This is a genomic window from Natronomonas sp. EA1 (genome assembly GCF_051195035.1).
Lineage (GTDB): Archaea > Halobacteriota > Halobacteria > Halobacteriales > Haloarculaceae > JBNTJV01.
Window position 1 is genome coordinate 127321 of sequence record NZ_JBNTJV010000003.1, and the last position, 15711, is coordinate 143031.

At 62.1% G+C, this 15711-nt stretch carries 8 protein-coding genes and 1 pseudogene; 3 read left to right on the forward strand and 6 right to left on the reverse strand.

Annotated features, from left to right (window positions below):
- Positions 1-83 precede the first annotated feature (83 nt).
- A pseudogene (locus ACQUQR_RS10225) lies at positions 84-781 on the reverse strand (nucleotidyltransferase domain-containing protein).
- 178 nt (positions 782-959) lie between these two features.
- On the opposite strand from ACQUQR_RS10225, the gene ACQUQR_RS10230 reads away from it, so the two are divergent.
- The 3 genes from ACQUQR_RS10230 (at position 960) to ACQUQR_RS10240 (ending at position 9422) form a co-directional block, all read left to right on the forward strand.
- Positions 960-2153 (forward strand): sugar phosphate nucleotidyltransferase, encoded by a 1194-nt coding sequence (locus tag ACQUQR_RS10230; protein WP_435196377.1) that lies wholly within the window; start codon positions 960-962, stop codon positions 2151-2153.
- The gene (glmS, locus tag ACQUQR_RS10235; RefSeq protein WP_435196378.1) at positions 2153-3958 is read left to right on the forward strand and encodes a glutamine--fructose-6-phosphate transaminase (isomerizing); all 1806 of its coding nucleotides are present in this window, start codon (positions 2153-2155) and stop codon (positions 3956-3958) included. Before ACQUQR_RS10230 ends, glmS begins: the two co-directional genes overlap by 1 nt.
- A 577-nt stretch (positions 3959-4535) precedes the next feature.
- Positions 4536-9422 carry a hypothetical protein gene (locus ACQUQR_RS10240; RefSeq protein ID WP_435196379.1) on the forward strand — a complete coding sequence of 1629 codons (4887 nt, stop codon included), beginning with the start codon at positions 4536-4538 and terminating at the stop codon, positions 9420-9422.
- 164 nt (positions 9423-9586) lie between these two features.
- Here ACQUQR_RS10240 and ACQUQR_RS10245 read toward each other — a convergent pair whose 3' ends face one another.
- From ACQUQR_RS10245 to ACQUQR_RS10265, 5 genes are read right to left on the reverse strand one after another with little or no spacing between them, the layout of a single operon-like run.
- Entirely contained in the window at positions 9587-10753 is a 1167-nt protein-coding gene (locus ACQUQR_RS10245; protein WP_435196380.1) for a phage NrS-1 polymerase family protein, read from the reverse strand.
- Positions 10746-12833, reverse strand: a complete 2088-nt coding sequence (locus ACQUQR_RS10250; protein ID WP_435196381.1) for a VirB4 family type IV secretion system protein — start codon at positions 12831-12833, stop codon at positions 10746-10748. Before ACQUQR_RS10250 ends, ACQUQR_RS10245 begins: the two co-directional genes overlap by 8 nt.
- Complete coding sequence (locus tag ACQUQR_RS10255) at positions 12830-13918, reverse strand: hypothetical protein (protein ID WP_435196382.1); 1089 nt, start codon at positions 13916-13918, stop codon at positions 12830-12832. Before ACQUQR_RS10255 ends, ACQUQR_RS10250 begins: the two co-directional genes overlap by 4 nt.
- Complete coding sequence (locus tag ACQUQR_RS10260) at positions 13918-15042, reverse strand: hypothetical protein (protein WP_435196383.1); 1125 nt, start codon at positions 15040-15042, stop codon at positions 13918-13920. The genes ACQUQR_RS10255 and ACQUQR_RS10260 overlap by 1 nt, the downstream gene beginning before the upstream one ends.
- A gap of 3 nt (positions 15043-15045) precedes the next feature.
- Positions 15046-15708, reverse strand: a complete 663-nt coding sequence (locus ACQUQR_RS10265; protein WP_435196384.1) for a hypothetical protein — start codon at positions 15706-15708, stop codon at positions 15046-15048.
- Positions 15709-15711 lie beyond the last annotated feature (3 nt).

Here is a 15711-nt window from a genome sequence, read left to right on the forward strand (position 1 = left end):
CTTCGCTCACTCCGTTGAGGAAGGGGCCTCCGCCTCGAAAATGTAGGTGAAAGCCTCCTTCGAGCAGTGTCTCGATTCGATTGCTACTCATCTTGTAGTACCGTTTTTCGTACCGACTGGAACGTCTCGCCACTATCCACCGTCACTCCCTCGTGAAACATCTCCGCGAGTTTGTCTCCCGCCCGAACTGCGCTCTCGGCAGATTCGACGAAGGGTTCAAACGTATAGCGATTCCCATCGAATCATTCCTCCCCGAGTTCGGTCGCAACCTCAGTGACCACACGTCGTGCTACTGTTCGGTCGCCATCGAGAAGGACGAACACGTCGATATCGCTTTTCCGGTCGGCTGATCCCGTGGCAACACTCCCAAAGACGAGTACACCGAGCAGTTGCTCAACGCCGTCTGTATTCTCGATGGCACGCGCCACCCGATCGATGAAGCTTCGAAGCGGTTCGTGGTACTCGGGTTGTTGGATACCGAGTATCGGGTCGTCTTTCTGTAGATGGGCGGAGTCAATACTGACGTATTTCCGTTGGGGCGTCTCACGAATTCGAACGACATCAACCCCTTCGAGGAGCTCAACCGCTCGCCAGATCGTCGATCGGCTGTAGTCCGTCGCAGCCACGAGTTCGTTTATTGTGAACTCCGATTCGTGGGCATCGACGAGATGTCGCAGGACATCGTCAGCAGAACGATATCTGAATATCTTTAGCTCGTCCCCAGGTTGACTCGAAGGCAGACCCTTATCCCTTGTTTCGCTTTGTCGGATACTGTCCGAATATATAGGACAAGATATAATAGATGTGGTGGCCGATTTTATTCCGTTGCCAGACGCCGTCTGGCGGGCAACCAGAAGGCCCCACGTTCCGGTGACGCCCTGCAGGGCAAGGATTTCGCCTCGAATCTGCTCTAAAGACTATCAACACTTAACTGACTGACTTGACAACAGTGTATCCTGATGCACATCGATTCGGCGGTGGTGCTTGCAGGGGGGGAGGGGGAGCGACTTCGGCCGTTGACGAGAAATCGGCCGAAACCGATGCTTTCGGCCGGAACGCGGCCAATCCTATCACATGTCCTCGACGCGCTCGTCGACGCCGGTGTCGAGGAGCTCCACATCGTCGTGGGGTACAACCGAACCCGAGTCCAGAACCACTTCGGGCCGACGTACAGGGACTGTCCGATCACCTACCACACCCAGGAGAAACAGCTGGGGACGGGACACGCCTTGCTTCAAGCTCGGGACGACATCGACAAGGACTTCGTCGTCGTCAACGGGGACGAGCTGGTGCGAAGTGGCGTCGTCGACAGCGTCATCGACGCGCACACGATGGATACGATTGGGACGCTCGCCGTCCTCGAGAGCGAGCGTGTCGCGGAGTACGGGGCCGTCCGGCTCGACGGGGATCGGGTGGTCGAACTCGCCGAAGATCCGAGGGATGACACCTACCGATTCCTCAATCGTGGCGTCTACGCGTTCGGCCCGTCGATCTTCGAGACGGTCGACGGCACGGAACAGCGAAACGGGGAACGCAGGCTCACGGACGCGATCGGGAAGCACATCGACACCGGAAACCAGATCCGTGGCGTGAGAACCGACGGTGCCTGGCAGGGGGTGACCTACCCGTGGCATCTCCTCGCGGTCACCACGCAGGTGCTCTCACAGGGGTGGCTCCCGTACTCCGAGCGGAGGACGGGCGTCTACGTCGATGACTCGGCGAGCGTCCACGAGGACGCCACGCTCGTCGCTCCGGTCGTCGTGAGCGAGGATGCCGTCGTCGACGCCCAGGCGGTCGTCGGGCCGTACAGCGCGATCGGGCAGAACGCGACCATCGGCGCGGGCGCGATCGTCCGGCGAACCCTCGTCGAATCGGACGTCACCCTCGGCGCGAACGCCACGGCCGTCGACTCCGTCCTCGCGCAGGGGGCGACGCTCGATGTCGCCGTCACCCTCGCCGGTGGCTCCTCGGACGTCCACGTCGGCACGGCCGTCCACGAGGACCGCACGCTCGGCTCGGTCGTCGCCGACCGCGCGCACGTCGGGGGTGGTGCCACGGTGAAACCGGGGACGCTCATCGGGCCGAACGCCCGCATCGAAGCCGGGAGTACGGTGGCAGAGAACGTGGCCGCTGGCGTGGAGGTGAGACAATAATGTGCGGTATCATCGGCTGTATCGGCCGGGGGGGCGACACGAAAGAGACGCTGCTCGCGGGCCTGAAGAACCTCGAATACCGCGGCTACGACTCCGCCGGTATCGCCTTCGGTGGGGAGACGGTGACCGTCGAGAAACGCGAGGGCGAACTGGAGAACCTGCGTCGCCAGCTCGAGACGACCGAGGCGTTCGACGGCTCGCTCGGCATCGGTCACACCCGCTGGAGCACGCACGGCCCGCCATCCGACCGGAACTCACACCCGCACATGGACGAGGCCGGTCGCGTCGCGGTCGTTCACAACGGCATCATCGAGAACTATCAGGCGCTTCGCGACGAGCTCCGGGTGGAGGGCGTCGAGTTCACCAGCGACACGGACTCCGAGGTGGTACCGCACCTCATCGCTCGACAGCTCGATGCCGGAAAACCACCGGAGGAAGCGTTCACAGCGGCGGTAGAGCGGCTCGACGGGAGCTACGCACTCGCAGCTGTCGTCGAGGGCGAACACGCCATCTTCACCGCCCGCAACGACTCACCGCTCGTCATCGGCGTGGATGGGGACGCCACCTTCGTCGCCAGCGACGTGCCCGCGTTCCTCGAGTACACCCGCGATGTCGTCTACCTCGAGAACGGCGAGTACGCCGTCCTCCGACCGGGGAACTGGACGGTCTTCGACGGGGCGAGTCCCGTCGAGAAAGTTGTCAAGACCGTGGAGTGGAGCCCGGAGCAGACGGGGAAAAGCGGCTACGACCACTTCATGCTCAAGGAAATTCACGAACAGCCGACGGCGCTCCGACAGTGTCTCCGCGGGCGCGTTGACGAATTCGGGGGGCGCTTCAGCGTCGACGAACTCGACGAACTCGAACGCCCCGACGCCGTGCAGTTCGTCGCCTGCGGCACCTCGTATCACGCCGCGTTGTACGCCGCGGAGCTCCTCCGCGATGCGGGCGTCCCTGCCCAGGCGTATCTCGCGAGCGAGTACGCCCTCGGGCCGGCACCGATCACGCCCGACACGCTCGTCGTCGGTGTTACCCAGAGCGGGGAGACGGCGGACACCCTCAGTGCGCTGCGGGAGGCGAGCGTACGCGGGGCGCGGACGCTCGCGCTCACGAACGTCGTCGGGAGCACGGCCGCCCGCGAGTGCGACCACGCCCTCTACATCCGTGCAGGCCCCGAGATCGGCGTCGCCGCGACGAAGACGTTCTCCTCGCAGCTGGTTGCACTCAACGTGCTCGTCGAGCGGCTCACCGCTGCGACGGGTGTCGAGCAGACCCGTTCGCTCATTTCCGCGCTTCGCGAGCTCCCCGAGCAGGTCCAGCAGGTGCTCGACGACTCGAAAGCGGCCGATGTCGTCGACGAGTTCGGGGACGGCAACGCGTTCTTCTTCATCGGCCGCGGACTGGACTTCCCGGTCGCGCTGGAGGGCGCACTCAAGTTCAAGGAGATTACCTACGAGCACGCCGAGGGGTTCGCCGCGGGGGAGCTAAAACACGGCCCGCTCGCGCTTGTCACCGAGAACACGCCCGTCTTCGCGGTCGTCACGGGGGACGACGAGCGGGCACAGAAGACGATCGGCAACGTCAAAGAGGTGGAGTCCCGGGGCGCTCCCGTCATCGCCGTGACGGACGGGCAGAGCGACGTGGAGCGCTATGCGGACGCTGTGTTGGAGATCCCACGAACGACCGCGCGAACCGCGGCGATGCTCGCGAACGTCCAGCTCCAGCTCGTTGCCTACCATACCGCGTACGAGCTCGACCGCACCATCGACAAGCCCCGGAACCTCGCGAAGAGCGTCACCGTCGAGTGACCACGGATCGGAAAACTCCTAACGGAACCGTAATGTTCTAGTAATTGACTGATAGAGACGAACCATAGTGAAGTCAGCTATAAAGAATGTATCTGTATTTGTTATCATCGCTGCGCTAACAATCGAGTTATCGTTAGTGGGGGTTCCGATTGCGAGTGCTGAGACCACTTCGGGTGGGAATACAAGTATCGATAGCGTCGCATCGAGTCCGGGGATCGCCCTTCCGGACGCCACGATCGACTCCAGTTCGGAGTCAACAATTCAGCTCGCGTACAAGCTTCCGTCGGGGGCAGACCCGGCGAATTACGAGCTGATGGTGAGTGGGCCGAAGCTGTATGCCAGTTCGGCTCACTCAAGCAACAACGGACTCTCCGGGCCGGTCGATTCCCGAGAGGGAACGCTCACCCTTACCCTTCCGCAGGGGTACCTAGGTGGGGGAACCCACACGTTGACCGTCCGTCTGCGTGACGGAAGCGGACGGCGAGTCGCCGGCGACGAGGCGACACTCCAGGTACAGAGCCCAGTCACGATCACGGACACGCAGATTCAGAGTCCGCCGTGGCGTTCCGGAACCGACGTGACTACCGACGTTACGGTCGAGAATCCCGGGAGTGGCCAGGAGACGTTCACGGTTGCGACGTACACGGAGACCGGAAGCGTCGCGTCAGCAGGCTCCACGCCCGTGGAAACAGTGACACTAGCAGCTGGTGACACACGGACCGTTTCACTGAGTTCAGGGTTCTATTACGCCCGCGAGGACGCGTCACTTCGAGTAAACGGCCAGTCGCCGATGACCGGCGATGTCCTCCCGCAGATCTCGATCGACAGTGGAAGTGTTACCCCGACGGATGCAACCGTCGGTGAAGCGCTCACCGTTGAGGTGACCGGGACGAACCACGGGTCGAGCGACACCTCACGGTTCGTCGAGGTCGGGACGGTCGATAGTCAAGGCCAATTCGTGCGGAAGGCGACGATCGACCTCGTCGTGCCAGCTGCCTCGACAGCGAGTGCGTCAACCACCGTCTCGTTCGCGGGTGAGGGCTCCTACGCGCTACAGACACGGTCGGGCGTCACAGTCGGAACGGTCGACGTAACGAATCCGCTCACGATGAGCGGTATCGTCCCACCGAGTACGGTCTACACGCAGATTCCGCAGGGATACGATGTCACGGTGAAGAACCCGACCGCGAGTGAGGTCACGGCCCCGGTCGCACTCCAGAACGGACGCGGGCAGACAATCGGATCGAAGTCCGTAACGGTAGCTGCGGAGAGTTCAAAGACGGTCACGGTCGACGCCGTCCTCATGAGTACATACACTGAGACGGTGACGGCCGGGGCGGCTTCGGCGAGTGTCTCACCTGAAGCGCCGGTATCCGTCGATTCCCTCTCGCTCTCGTCGGAGAGCGTGGCGATCGGCGAGCAGGTTGCGGTGACGGCGACGGTGACGAACAAGGTACAGGCTGGTGACTATGTCGTGAGTGGGAATTCACAGCCATCGTACAATTCGCTCAGCAAGACCGTTTCGTTCAGTGCGCAAGGGGAGACGAAGGACGTGAGCTTCACGACCGCGTTCGACTACGCCGGGAGAGGATCGATTACTATCGGCCAGCAGTCGGCATCCGTCGACGTGACGAGTCCGCTCGACGTGACGGGTGTCACGACACCCGAGACGGTGTACGCCGGCGTCGCACACGCGTACGAGGTATTGGTCACGAATCCCACATCGAGCGAGGTCACGGTCCCGGTCGCGTTCCAGGACCAGAACAACCGTATCGTCGGCGAGAAATCGGTGACGCTCGCGGCGGATGCGTCGAAGACCGTCACGGTGGACGTGACGCTCGATAGCGCCCGGACGCAACTCCTGCACGTGAACGGTCAATCGGTACTTGTCTCTCCGGTTTCGCCCATCTCGGTGCAGGACATCAGCCTCAGCGCCAACAGCGTGGGGATCGGCGAACAGGCGACAGTGAGCGTCACGGCCACGAACAACGGCCCGGCGGGCACCTATACCCTCTCTGGACAGGTTTCGCCGACGATGTCGTATACCTCACTCCGGAAGGACGTGAGCTTCGCCGCGGGCGAGACGAAGACGGTGACATTCACGACTTCCTTTCCCATCGCCGGGGAAGGGACCGTCGAGTTCGGCAGCGCTTCGGCGACGGCGACGGTCGCGAGTTCACTAACGGCGACGGACCTCTCCATCCCCACGGAACCGGTGACGCGGACGGAGACGGCCGTGAGCGTCACCCTAAAGAACCCAACCTCGAGTGAGGTGACCGAGACGGTCGCGGTGGTCGACGAGTACGGTCGCGTGCTCGGCTCGACATCTGCGACGGTCACAGCCAGTCAGACCACGTCGGTCGAGATCCCGACGACGTTCAGTTCGGACTACGAGCAGGCCGTCTCCGTGCTAGGACAGTCGGCAACCGTCGATCCGGTTCCGGCGCTCACGGTTACCGATCTGACAGCCCCCTCGAGTGCTGTCACGCCCGGGGAGGCCATCACTTTCACCGCGACAGTGACGAACCAGAACGGCCCAGCGAAGGCGTACAGACTCAGTGGCTTCGGCGGGCCGTTCGCGAGCTACGCTTCAAAGACCGTCTCACTCTCGAAGGGTGAGACCAAACAGGTGACGTTCACCACCGATTTCGGTATCGCCGGTACGGGAACGTTCACCGTTGGCGATGCTACACAGAGCGTCGAGGTAACCTCACCACTAACGGTCTCAGATATCTCCTTCCCAGACACGGTGGTCGCGAAGGAGGACACGACCGCGCAGATCACACTCTCGAACCCGACGAGCAGCGCGGTAGCGGAACCAGTCGCCGTGCTCGACGAGAATGGGAACGTCCTGACATCCATTCGCGTGTCACTCGCGGCGGGTGAGACGAAGATGGTCGACGTGACGCTCCGATTCGATCACGGCTACCAGCGGACGGTCAGCGTCCTCGGTGAATCCCTGGTGGTGTCACCGCAGAGCCCGCTGCGCGTCGACTCCGTGTCGCCCGCGTCAGAGACGGTGACGGCCGGCGAGCCGGTCACGTTCACCGCCACGGTGACGAACACCGCCTCGAAGAAGGCGACGTTCGACCTCTACGGCTCGAACTACGAGAACTCGGACTCCTCGCAGAAATCGGTGACACTGTCCGCCGGCGAGACGAAGACGGTCTCGTTCACTACGACGTTCAGCCTCGCAGGCGAACGCGAGTACGCTGTCGAGAGTACCAGTGCATCGGTGACCGTCGAGAACCCGGTGTCTGTCACGGACGTGAGCTACGACGGGTCGGCCGATGTCGAATCGCCCGAGACGTTCACGCTCACAGTGGAAAACACCGGTGAGACGGCAGGGACGTATCCCGTGACTCTCCGCGAGAAGTACGGCGAGACGTTCGCCCAGACGGACGTGACGCTGGCTGCCGGTGAAAAAAAGACCATCACCCTTGACGCGACGTTCCCGAACGGTCGGTTCTACGACCTCGTCGCGAACGACTACACCGACTTAGGCGTCTCCGTGAACAACCCGGTGACCGTCACCGACTACAGCATCTCTCCGTCGACCGCATACGTCGATGAGGAGGTGTCCGTGACGGCGACAGTGAAGAACACCGGTGAGACAGGCACCTATCCGGTCTCGATTACCGACCACCAGCGTGAGCTCGTCTCGAAAGAGGTCACCCTCGCAGCGGGGGAGACGACAACGGTGACGCTCACCACGGCGTTCCGCGACCGCGTCGAGAAGGGCTCACAGTGGGGGCCGGAACTCAACGGTCAGCTCCTCGAAACGCTCGCCGTCAAGCAACGCATCGTCGAGGAGTCCGTCACCGTCAACGACGGCGTCGAAGTCGGTGAAGATGTCAGTCTCGAGGTGACCTACACGAACCCGACGGACAAAACGGCGACGACCTACGAGGACATCTCGCTCGGAGCGACCTACGCAGCTCGGCAGCTCACGCTCGCCCCCGGTGAATCGAAGACCATCACGATCACCGGAAGCTTCGACGAACCCGGAAGACACTACCACTTCCTGAACACGCGATACGTCCAGTTACACGTGTTCGAGGATGCGACCGGAACAGCTGATCTCCAATTGCCGGACCAGCCGATCCCCAGTCGGCTCGTGGTCGACAAGCAGAGTTACATTCCCGTCCAGGTCGAGAACGTCGGGGACGCCGCAGGCGTCCGCGAGGTCACGATCTCGGTCGACGGAAAAGAAGTCGCGACCAAGCGCATCGCCGCTGAACCCGGTGAGACCGGATCGGCCGGATTCTTCCACACGTTCACCACGACGGGGACTCACGAGATCTCAATTGACGGTGAACAGACCGTGTCGGTCGAGGTGACGAGCCCGGTCGTCACACAGACGACCGTCGAGCACGTGAGCGGCCCGGTACCAACCACGACACCCGACATCGCTACGGGTATCGGCCCGTACGGCGGTGTGTACCTGACGCTCAAAACACCGAACAACCGTGTGGAGCTCACGAAGATTGGCGCGACCTCCGAGACGAAGTTCCGTGTGACGGCCGTGCTCTCTGACTACGCGGCACGGACGTTAGTGACGAACGGCCGGAATCCCACCTTTACCACCGAGTATCTGGGTGATGGGCGCACGCGTGTCAGCACCGTGCTTTCACCGTCGGACCTCAACTTCCGCACCGATGCCCCCCGCCTCGAGAACTGGAATCGTGGGAACGACACCGCGGATATCGGTCTTAGCGCGGTCGCCTACGTGAAAGTCGGTGATGGAACGACTGGTGCGATTGAGACGAGTCCGGAAGCTCTCTCGGGACTCACCATCTCCACGAACGCCCAGCGGTTCCGCCAGCCGCAGTACGAACCCGGTACCAGTGAGACGCCGCCGAGCATTAGTGTCCAACTCGCCGGGCCTCACGAGACGGTCGACGGCGAGATCCACCAGGGCTACTATAAGACGTTTATCCCGAACAGCCTACTGCAGGCATGGGATGTCTCCGACCCGAGCCAGCTCGCCGTCACCTACAAGGGTGATTCGGCGAGCTACACCGTGACAGAGGTTACAGGTGGCCTTCGCGTGAACGTCTCGCTGACCTACTCGACAGGAACTGTGACACTAGCTCGGAGCAGCCCGATTACGTCCACGAGTGACAGCAGATCTGACTCGTCGAACACCCAAACCGACGATACGAGCTCACGTACGTCCTCGGTTGATTCGACGACGACACCGACAGCAACGCCGACCCCGACACCCACGGCTACGCCAACTGCGACTGCCACCCCGACTCCGGAGTCGACGGCCCCACCGACCCCGGCACCGTCGCCAACGGAGACCGTAGCACCCACGAGCACGCCAACGCCGACCGCGACCGGGCCATCGGCGACGCCAACGCAGGCAGCCACGCCGACGAGCACGGGTCAGCCAGGATACACGCTCACAGCGAGCGTACTCGTACTCCTGGCGCTCGCTCTGCTGGTCCGCCGAGACTAATTAACGCACTCGCTGTTTTTTGGGACCGCGCAAACGACCGCTACTCTGCACACCGGTTTTAACCAACAGACGCAGTCATGTAGAGAGTCTGTTGGTTAAGTCGCTGATCCCCCGTGCCAGACTCGCTGGAGCCCCCCGGCTGATGGTGGCGTGGGAGCGTCCGACTAATTCCAGATCCAACTGAGCCAGCCAGATGTCTCCACAGCAGCTAACTCCTCTTCAAGTGTTTCTCGCCGATTGCGTTCAGCTTCGAGCTCCTCCGCCAATTGCTCGTTCACCGCTTCTAGCTGCCGGATTTCCGCCACCAACTGCTCGACTACCTCGCTATCGACGGAACGTCTCGAATCCTCACTCGGTGGATCATGACCAGCAACAGTCTCCTCAGCCTGTTCAGGGAACAGCGACCATTCACCACCCCCGTCATAGAACGCGTCCGTCCCCGCGATCGCCCGCTCGGTCGTGCGCTCACCGTAGGTCGCCCCATCGGCGAAATGCACCTCGTCCCACTTCTCACGAAGCAGTCCCGAACCGCGGAACAGCCGGTCCATCTGTCGGGCGTCACCACCCGTCCAGAACGCCAGCATCGAACAGAGCGCCATATCCGCCTCGGAGTGGCTTGCGTAGCCACCCGTCTCCCCGCGATAGAGCCGGTCGAACTTCTCGCCGTTCGCCGCATTTCGGGCCTTTCGCAAGAGTTCCTCGTCCTGGAGCTCAGTACTGCCCTCCGGGGGGTTCGACGCCGAAGGTTCTCGTTCGGGCTCCCCCGACGAACCCGAGTCAGTCTCACTCGATGGGGCGACGTACGCCTCGTGGACCGCAGCGAGCGCCTCCGAACGTGCCTTAGCCGTCTCTGGAGTACCATCGAGGTGGTCGCCCGTGACGGTGAAGAAGCGTGCCGTCTCGTAGAGCTCGACATCACCGTGGCGGTTGCGGCCCTCGGGGAGTATTCCCTTCACGATGACGTGCACGCCCGTTCCCGATGGGCTGATTTCGGTGAACGAATCGAGGCGAGCGACGATATCGTCGGCCCAGTCGGTGAGCGACCCGCTCTCAACACCACGGCAGTCGTCGAGATCGACGCCGACGAGTGGGTCGTCGTCCGTGAACACGAACCCCAGCCCGGTCCCCTTGGCCACGCTGTACTCCCGCGCCGTGGCGAAATCCGTCCACGTCTCCGGATCGGTCGTCGACGCGTACCGGCCCGTCGATGGATTCACGGGAATCTTTGTCGTCTTCTCTCCACGCGCTTCCGCCCGCCAGCACACCCACTGTGGTCGGGTCACCATCGCCGCAGGGAGGTCATCGGCGACCGGGAGTTCGTCCTCAGTCATCGGCAGCCTCCACATCCGCCGTGAACACGGACGATTGGTCGAGACCCTCAGTCACGCGGGGGTCGAACTCGATCACGTCTCGTTCCTTCTTCAGCGCACGAACCTCCATCCCGCGCCACTCACCGTCGACGCCGAGTAACGCCTGTGAGTAGCCCTTCGCCTCATCACCCGGAATCGCGTCCTGCACGAACCGCATCTGGGCGTGGTTCAGCCCGAACCGCTCTGCAACCGATTCGTCCATCCCATCGAGCTTGTGGAACTGCTTGACCGCACACTGGTCTAACACCATCTTCGCGATGTCGTGCTGGAAGAACTCGTCGACCGTCTGGGTCACCAGCCGAATCGAGAGGTCGTGATGCCGGTGATGCCGGAAGATCGTCTCCAGATACTGCAGCGTCGCCGCGTCCTTCATCAGATACCGCGCCTCGTCGATGACGAACACGACCTCCTTCTCCGTCTCCTTGGCCCGCTCGTACACGAGCGAAATGAGCAGTTCCATCAGCAAGCTCGTATGCCCACCGAGGCTTCCACCCTGCTGAGCGAGATCGAGGTAGATGATCTTCTCGTCGCGGATGTCGAACTCGCTTTCGCGACCCAGATTCTCGAACTGGCCACCGGCCGCAAAGGGCCGGAGCTGGTCCAGCAACCAGATCGCGTCGGATTCGATCTTCTCCGCCTCTGCCGTCGTCCGAACCACGTACTCCTCGGGGGAGTCGCTCATCGTGTCGAGAATGTCGAGGACGTCTCGAACCGTCGGGCTCGGATTGCCGTGTGTGGAAACGTTCTCGGTGATTCCCTGCTTGGCGTACGCCTCGTCGAACGCCGTCTCAAGAGTCGTTCGGCGGTCGCCGAGTCCGACGCCACGGGTGGCGAAGAAGTTCGTGAAAAACGATATCGCGCGTTCCTGCCGCTCTTTCAGCGGGCTCGCGTCGTCGCCTCTGGCCTGCAACACGTGTTCGGGCGTCGGCTTGATTTCGAGGGGATTCAACCCAAGCGTCCCCCCAACGGTGATCTGCTTCCCGCCGAGGGCCTCACTCACGCCGTTCCAGTTGTTCAGCGGTTCGAGGATGACACCAATCCGATTAGGGTCCTGCTCGATACTCCGGATGAAGTTCTGTTTCGCGCCGAACGACTTCCCCGAGCCGGGGTCACCGACGGTGAACATCGCGTAGCCGTCTTCGCGGGCGAACGGGTCCACGACGAGCGGGCTTTGGGTGTCTTTGTGGATGCCGTACTCCACGCCGCCAGGTTCGAGGATCGTCGCGTTGTGCGGAGAGGCCAGAAGAGCACCGATGGCACCCCCAAGGGCAATCGCTCCACGGCCGAGTTCGTCACCACCGATCGGTGCAGCCGACTGGAGTGCCTTGTCCTGAAGAGCAATCGCCGTCGCAGGCTCGAGTCGAGCTGGCGGTTCTCGGAGCGCGGCGCGGACTTTCGTAACGGCTTCGCGGAGAGCGTCACGCGTATCGGCACGAACGGTGACGAACAGCGACTGAGAGAACACGTGTTGGCCGTTCTCGACCGCTTTGTACGTCGCGACGGCCTCACTCGCTCGCTCCTGCAGGTAGGCCCCACGAACGCTGTGTTCGAGGTCCGCATCGGCTTGCAGGTCGTCCGCGGTGTCCTGCAGTTCGTTCCGGGCCCGGCTCTGGTTCTTGGGTTCGATATGTGCTGTGAGATCGAACTCGACATCCGTGAGCTCGAACAGCCCGCTCAGATACCCGTCGCTCGGATAGTCCGGGTACGCTGCAATGGAAAGCGTCGTCGTCCACTGGTCACCCACACGGGCGGTCCGAGTGTCCCATTCGATAGCTGCCGGCGCGATCACCGACTGATGGCGGTCGGCAAGGGCATCGAACGCTTGCCGTTCCTCATCACCTCTCGTGCGTGTCTCCTCGTCGAGGATATCCGCTAATTCGACCTCCTCTGCGCCCCCTCGTTTCCACTCGAGAAGCCGAGCGATGGCGATGAGGAGGAGGACCGTTCCGAGACCATAGACGAACACACCCCCCGGTGAGAGCACGTCGGGGAGACGACTGAGCAGCCGCTCCAAGAGTTGGAAGAGTTCACTCCGCGTCATTCGTCGTCACCCCGCCGACCCGCGGCCATCGCTGGCTCCGTCCGCAGGAGCCGTCCCGAATCTACGTACTCCTCGCCGTTCCAGAACTCCGCGGCGAGGACGAACACGTCGAGCGTGCTGAGCCGCGTCGCCGACCATCCCGGCACGTCCTCCACGAACTCCGTTCGGACGGTCCGGATCCGCTCGTCGAGCTTCTCGAACATCGCCTGGCGCCGCTCTGCCGCAGCGAAGTCCTTCCGCCGGGTGACGAACGGCGTGAACAGCACGCCGAGAATCGGGAGTTCGGTCAGCTTCTCACCGGGCGTTGGCTCCTGCGTGTATCGGTTGTACACCTCCAGTGGCGACACCTCTACGCCGAGGTAGTAGTGGTGCTGGCGCGTGTCCGCGAGCTCAGCCGGTCGCTGTTCACGGTACTCCGTGAGCAGGTCCTCGAACGCGGGATTCACGGCCACGTCCGGGTCAGCCAATCGGTCTTCGAGCTGGTCGACCAGCTGATCGGCCGGAAATGAGCGAGTCGTCGTGTAGAGCGTGAGTGGGAACCGAAGCTCGGTATTGGCAAACGCCTCCCCCGCCGCCTGGACTGATTGCCAGTCACCCGACATCGCGAAATCCATGTTCGCCGGCTGCACCTCGATGAACGCCTCCATCGTGCTGTCGGTCCGTTCGATGACCCCCGTCCCGGGCCACGCACGCTGGACGCTCGTGAGATCCTGTGTTCGTTCACTCGGCGTGAACGGCAGATACTGCACGACGCCACCGGTCGTCGAGTCGTGGGCTGCGGCAGCTGGCTTCGAGAGCGTCATCGCTGGCCGAAACAGGTAGAACCGTGCGAGGTCGCGGACCCACGTCCACGCAGTGAGATGGGATGGAGCGGCGTACACGGCTGCGACACCCATCGTCACCCCCACCAGAACGAGCGGAACCACGAGGACCGTGCTGATGAGACTGCCCACGAAAAGTCCGGCGATCGGTAAGCCGAACAGGAGGCCCACGTCGCCTTCCTCGACGTTGAGAAGGGGGATGCGTCGCTGTTCACCGAGGCGATTCATGATGCGTCGTGCCGCTGCAGATGTATCTGGATTCATCAGTAATACCCTGGGTCGTTCTCACTGCGACGATAGGTCGGAACCCCGCCTGTCGCGTCCGTCGCGAGATTGTCGTGACTGGTCGATCGCGGTGGCTGCGAGTGCCCACCCCGGTCGTCGTTCGCCAGCCGGTCGACGGCTGCATGGGTGAGGCCAGCTTTCGGCCCCCGCCGAGCTGCGGTCATCGCTGCCCGCGTATTCACGCCGTAGCCGAGTCCAGCGACGACCCCCAGGCCGACCGCCGTTCTCGACACCCGTCCGATTGCACCCGAAACGAGCGGGCTCGCATAGCGGAACGTCTTCCACGTCACGTACAGGGCGAGGACCGGCAGTGACACCACGACGAAGTAGCTCAAGAACGCGTCAGTCGGCGTCACCATCTGGTCACTCCCGAAAAGGAGTGCGTAGCCACGGAACAACACGGCGGCAGGCAGGGGAAGGATTGCCAGCGGGAGGAACTGCAGACAGAGCCGTTTCGCGATACGAGAGACGACGGGGATGTTCCCGTACGTGATCGCGATACCGACCGGCATCCCGTAGAGGTAGACGAAAAGCAGGATATCACGGATGAAGTAGATCGCTTTCAGGAGGACCATCGCAACGCCACCGAGCGCAGCGAGCATGAGCGTCAGCATCGGGTTTCCGGCTGCAACAGGGAGCATCGTATACAGTGCCTCCCCAACTCGAGAGAGATCGGGTATCAATCCGATCGTGAGGCCCTTGACGAGATATAGAATGAGAACAGCAATCCAATACCAGCCAACAATGAGGACCGCACCGGTCCAACTACTCCGGCGTGAGCGCCGATCTTGGTATGTACTGCCTACGTTGAAGATTCGAACGAAATGGCGTGCCTGAACGGAAAGGAACAGAACCACCAAGCCAAGGATCATCATTTCTCCGCCGACAACGCTCTGATAGATACTGTACCAGGGCTCATCGCTACTGCCCGGAATTCCGAATACGACATCAACACCGGACTCCTGTGGGAGAGGAGTGCTGAACAGTTCGTTTGTAAGCGTCTGGTAACCGGAGACGAGTTCTTCGGTGAACCAGCTTGTTACTTGCCCGACGATATCCTCGAACCATTTCACCCCGAAGTCAGAGAACGGAATGTCCGGCATCTCTTACTCCTCAGCACCCTCAGCAGTTACCGAGCATCCATCGTATTTGGAAGCTCCTGAGTACCGGATTTCAAATTGTGACTCGAGTTCAATACCCGCCACAGAGGGAGCCAATGAGACCGTGAAATCTCCCGAATATGGTGTCGGCTTGCAGTCTCGACCTTCACCTTCGAACGAGAACGGGATAGTCGTCGAGAACAGTGTAATGGAACTCCTTCCGAGGAGGGTAACTTGCTCAACTTCACCACTGTCACGTTCCAGATCAAAGATGCCGCTTCTGGAATCCGATTCCCGTAACTCGGGAGAAGGATTTGGGACATCACCGCGGAACATTAAGTCTCGAAGAGCGACTGGACCGTTACCAGAGTTCTCTACGAAAACATATGCTTCTTCTTCCTGCATTGTACCCAGCCCGTCTGGCATCCGCTCCATATGGTTCGCACCGACACCGACTTCGAGTATCTCCAGTTCTGGGCGAATCTCTATCGAGGTCTCGGCTCCCGAGTCCGAGGTGACACGGAAGGTTCCGGGAGCATAGCTCGTCCCGAGTGCAAATTCAACACGAGTCTCGCCACTGACGACCTCAGTAGACGCGAACTTGCGCCCATCGGGGGCGATCAGATTCACCTGCTCGACGCTAGCGTCTGGAGCAAGCATGACGACCACTGT